Source organism: Candidatus Micrarchaeia archaeon, assembly GCA_041650355.1.
Taxonomy (GTDB): domain Archaea; phylum Micrarchaeota; class Micrarchaeia; order Anstonellales; family Bilamarchaeaceae; genus JAHJBR01.
The window spans coordinates 1-4,629 of the sequence record JBAZLI010000071.1 but is presented as its reverse complement, the minus strand read 5'-3'; the positions used below and the strand labels follow the sequence as shown (position 1 = coordinate 4,629).

Genomic DNA, 4,629 nt, shown 5'->3' with positions numbered 1-4,629 from the left:
ATGGGCATGAGCATGTCGCCGGTGCCGAGCTCGAACCCGATTTCGCCGTGCTCGGTTTTTTCGCGCGAGGAAATCACGAAGGCCATCTGTTTTTTTGAAACCGCGTCGGCCATCTCCACCATGTGCTTGGTCTTGAACACCGCTATGTAGTCATATATTGAAAGGAGCACGAGGAAGACGAGGGCTGGAAAAAAGCCCAGGGAGAAGCCGAAGACAGCGCCTGCGCCGGCTGTGGCAACCACGGCGGCGATGTTCCTGAGCCCGGGGTGAATCATCTTTGCCGCGGCGAAGGCCAGAGCCAGTATTATGGCGAGGCCGGCGGAAAGCATCGTGATGTGCAGCAGCGGCTTGAGGAGCGCATAGAAGACTATCGAAGATGAGACAGAAATTACCGCGAACTCTATCAGGCGGAGAAGGAAATCGCCCTTGTAGAATTTGAGCACGAGGAACATCGCGAGCGCTCCGAAGAGGACGTACATGAGCATGTAGAATGCGCTCTCCAGGCCCGAGCCGGGCTGGGCGGACACCATCCCGAGGGATGAGACTATCTCGTTGCCCCTCGCGTCATCTATTATGAACGTGCCGGAGTAAAGGCCGAGCGCCTGGGTGAGTATGAAGAGCGATGCTATGCTTGAGAACAGCGAAAGCGTCTTGCGCTTTGCTTCGCCGGGGGATTTTTCAGTAGGCATTGTGATACTTCCCGTTCGAGGGCTTGTAGAGCTGGCCGCTCCTCACTAGCTCCTCCAGTACGCTGAGCACCTGGCCCTCCTCGAGGTCCAGCTGCCTCTTCGCCTCCTTCACTATCGCCTCTTCCTCGGCGACGTCGAAGCGCTTGCACAGGTCCTTCACTATGTCGAATACGCCCTCGCTCCTGCTGAGCTGCTTCCGGGTCTTCCCGGTCTCGATAACGCTCACGTCCATCAGGCCGGTCTCCTTGTCGAGCATTATTTTCTCGAGCACGTAGTTCGTGAGGCCTATCGCAACCTCCGCGTCGGACTGCTCCACCGTCGGGCTGAGGCGCAATTTCGCATTGGATTCGGAAAGGCGTATGAGGCCCTCAAGGTAACGGGGGGTTATGGGCACTGTGCCTGACTGGGCTCCGCGCTTCCTCAAATCCACGTAATACTCCTTTATCTTGTCCATCGCGGCCCTGGAAAGCTTCGGGTAGACGTGGGTTCTTGCATATGAGATGTATTTGCGCAGGAACTCCTTTTCCACCATGTTCGGGTCGGTCATCTTGTCCCCTTCCCCGAGCGATGCCATCTGGTGCGAGGAGAGTATGTGCTCCGCGAGGTCCGAATCCTTCTTCTCGTCCAGAACGTCCATTATCGGGAATATGAGGTCGAAACGGGACATCAGCGAAGGTGGGATGTCGAACTGCTCCACAGGGTTCTTGTTCCTGTTGAAGCGCCCGAACTTGGGGTTCGCGGCCGCGAGTATCGCGGTCTTGGCCCTGAACCTCGCGACAAGGCCGGCCTTGGCTATGCTCACGGTCTGGCTTTCCATCACCTCATGGAGAGCCGCGCGGTCGTCCTCCTCTATCTTGTCGAATTCATCTATGCCTGCGAGCCCTCCGCTGGCGAGCACGAGAGCGCCAGCCTTGAGCGTCCATCCGCCGCCGCTGAGCTCGTCTTTCTCAACCGCGACAGTGAGCCCGACTCCGGAAACGGACTTTCCGCTGGTGTAAATGTGCTTGGGCGCGATTTCCATCACGCTCTGGAGGAATCTGGATTTGGCGATGCCCGGGTCTCCGATGAGCAGTATGTGTATGTCATCCCTTATCGGGAGCCCCTTGGTGACTTTCCCCCGCGTGCCGCCAAACAGCTGGAGCGCGATTGCGTACTTGATTTCGCTGTGGCCGTAAATGCTCGGGGCTATGGAGTCCCGGATTCGTTCGGCGAGCTTGGGGTCCTTGGAGAAATCGAGTATGCGTCTCGTGTCCTCCTTGGTCAGGTCCATCTCCTCGAAGTCGCGCCTGCTGCTGTGCATGGAGTTTATCTCTATGTAGCGCCCGTATATCATCTCTGTCTTGCCCTTCTGCGCGGTTGGGGGCTTGAGACGAAGAACACCTGCGATTTCTATGTTGTCCCCGGGCACGAAGGAATTGACCATGTCATCTTCGAGCCAGAGCTCCACCCGCGCTGCCGGGGTTCCGCCGCGCACGCGCTCGAGCAGGTCCTGTATCTCGGCCTTTTGGAGGTCCACGAACTTGCTTTCTTCGTCGAGGTGCTTGAGCGCGATTTTCTTGCAGGACTCGCATCTCCTCAAGGGAACGAAATCGCGCTCAACAGGGACTTTGTAAACGGAATCGCAGACCTGGCATTTGTAAACCGCGATCTGCATGCGGTGCATCACGTCCGCGCGCCTTGTCACCACCCCTTTTACTGCAATCAGTTCCCCGATGTTGCGGGAACTGAGGCCTTCTATCAGCTGGTTGTTGTCCGGGACGTTGAAGAAGCGCACGTGGGGCGAGAAGAGGCCGTGGCCCGGCACGGTTATGTTGAGCTTTTTTATGGCTTCGCGGGCCGCGGAGAGCACTTCGTCAGGCTTCTTTACCAGTCTATCCACTATGTCCGGGTCGTAACGCTCGAGTTCGCGGTAATCCACCGAAAGGCTTTTGTGCGCCGGGTAATGGGCCACCAGCTCGTTTATCTTCTGCTTGTTTGTGGAGTCGAAGAAATCGTGCAACACGTCCACGAGAGAAGATAGGTCTTCCGGCATTGTATCATCCAGAAATACGCTGATGCTGTAATGTTTGGGAAGATAGTATGGATGTTCGGGTTTTAATATTTTGGTATTTGACCGGGGGCGCGTCCAGGCCTGAGGTTTATAATTTTTCGCTGGATATGCTTCAACATGGCTGAAAAGGCGATTCTTCTCATAATGGACGGGTTAGGGGACCTTCCGGCTCCGGTCAAGACTCCGCTCGAGGCGGCGAAGAAGCCGAACATGGACGCGCTTGCGAAGAAAGGAATGCAGGGCATGATGTCCACATTAGGGAGAGGCGTGGTTCCTGGGAGCGACACCGCGCACCTGCAGATTCTGGGCTACGCGCTTGATAGATATTATTGCGGAAGGGGGCCGCTCGAGGCACTCGGGGCAGGGATGCAGCTGAGGGAAGGGGACGTCGCGTTCAGGGCCAATTTCGCCACCATCGAGGGAAACATGATAACTGACAGGCGGGCAGGAAGGCTGGACAACGCGAGCGCGAAACTCCTCGAGAAGGATGCTAATGCGCGCATACAGGATGTGGAAGTGATTTTCAGGGCCAGCACGGAGCATAGGGGCGCGCTCGTGCTCAGGGGCCCGGGGCTGAGCCCGCAGGTAAGCCCTACCGATTCCCACCGCGAAGGGGCGTTCACGCCTGCGAAGCCGCTCGACGCTTCGGACGGGGCGAGAAAGACCGCGGAAATCGTGAACGAGTTCACCAGGATGGTGCATGCGCGGCTCGAGGGGAGCGATGTTAACAAGAGAAGGATGCGGGATGGGAAGAAGCCAGCGAACATAATTCTGCTAAGGGGCGCCGGAATAATGGGGAAGGCGCCGAAATTCAGCGAGATGCACGGAATAAGGGGTGCGTGCGTCGCAGGAGGGGCGCTCTACAAGGGAGTGGCGCGCTATGCGGGCATGGACGTGCCTGATGTGAAGGGCGCGACAGGTGATGCGGGCACGGATTTGAAGGCAAAGGGCTTGGCCGCATTGGAGGCGCTTCAAAAGAACGATTTTGTATTCGTGCACGTGAAAGCTACTGACAGCTTCTCTCATGATGGGAACGCTAAGGGAAAAACACAATTTATTGAGAAGGTGGATAAGGAGCTTATTCCAGCGCTCGCAGGGAACGGAGCCGCACTGTTCATAACCGGGGACCACAGCACTGCGTGCGTGCGCAAAGCGCATACCGGCTGCGAAGTGCCGGTGCTGGCATACTATGCCGGGGGGAGGAAAGATGGGCTCAAGAAATTCGGCGAGAGCAGCGCGATGCACGGCGGGCTCGGGCATATTGAAGGGAAGGATGTGATGCTCATTATTCTGAATATGATCGGGAAGGGGAAAATGTGCGGGAGCTGAGCTGGGCGCTAATTGACTGGTATAAGGATAAGAGGGTAAAATAGAAAGGGAAAAAAGGGGAAAATAAAGAAATCAGGCTATTTCTTCACTATTGAAGTGGACACGCTGGCTTCCAGCTTGCGGGGCACGTCCGGATCAGGGTCGTTTTCATAGTTGTACCAGATGACGAAATAGCCGTTGAACTGCTGGCCCGACGCGAACTTGAGCTGGTTGGCTCCGTTCTTGCACGGCACGTTTGTGAATGTGCCGCTGAAGCCGTTCGGTATCTCCGCGTCTGCTGCTTCCGGAGCAACTCCGTTCTCAGGCTCCGCCTGGCTGGTTGGAGCAGTGGTGCACAGCACTTTCTTGACTGTTATGCCCTTCATCTGGCTGTTGTAAAGCCTGAGGCTCATGGACGCGAGGCCGCTGTTGTCAACGAACACCTGCGGCACAGGGTCGCACGAGAACCCGGTGGAAGTAACGCACTTCTCGCTCCTGACCTGTGTGTTCATTATCACGTAGAGCGCAACAATAACTATCGCGATTACGAGCAATGCCCAGCCGTAGGTCATGAGGTACTCG

4 protein-coding genes are annotated in these 4,629 nt (G+C 56.8%); 1 reads left to right on the top strand and 3 read right to left on the bottom strand.

Going from position 1 to position 4,629, the window contains the following annotated elements; genetic code table 11:
* The coding region (locus tag WC488_04625) for a presenilin family intramembrane aspartyl protease (GenBank protein MFA5077684.1) at positions 1-689 on the bottom strand (689 nt) is incomplete at its 3' end.
* Entirely contained in the window at positions 679-2,721 is a 2,043-nt protein-coding gene (locus WC488_04620) for a minichromosome maintenance protein MCM (protein MFA5077683.1), read from the bottom strand. The genes WC488_04625 and WC488_04620, both read right to left, overlap by 11 nt.
* Positions 2,722-2,856: 135 nt before the next feature.
* Here WC488_04620 and apgM point away from each other — a divergent pair, with 135 nt between their 5' ends.
* Positions 2,857-4,068: a 2,3-bisphosphoglycerate-independent phosphoglycerate mutase gene (apgM, locus tag WC488_04615; protein MFA5077682.1), complete on the top strand. Its 1,212-nt coding sequence runs from the start codon at positions 2,857-2,859 to the stop codon at positions 4,066-4,068.
* A 77-nt stretch (positions 4,069-4,145) separates the two neighbouring features.
* Here the strand turns inward: apgM and WC488_04610 are convergent.
* Positions 4,146-4,629 (bottom strand): hypothetical protein (locus tag WC488_04610; protein ID MFA5077681.1); only part of this gene is annotated, 484 nt, incomplete at its 5' end.

What these genes read in the sequence shown, in the direction of transcription:
- WC488_04620 (MFA5077683.1), bottom strand. Translation starts at nt 2,721, where the DNA reads ATGCCGGAAGACCTATCTTCTCTCGTGGACGTGTTGCACGATTTCTTC.
- apgM (MFA5077682.1), top strand. Translation starts at nt 2,857, where the DNA reads ATGGCTGAAAAGGCGATTCTTCTCATAATGGACGGGTTAGGGGACCTT.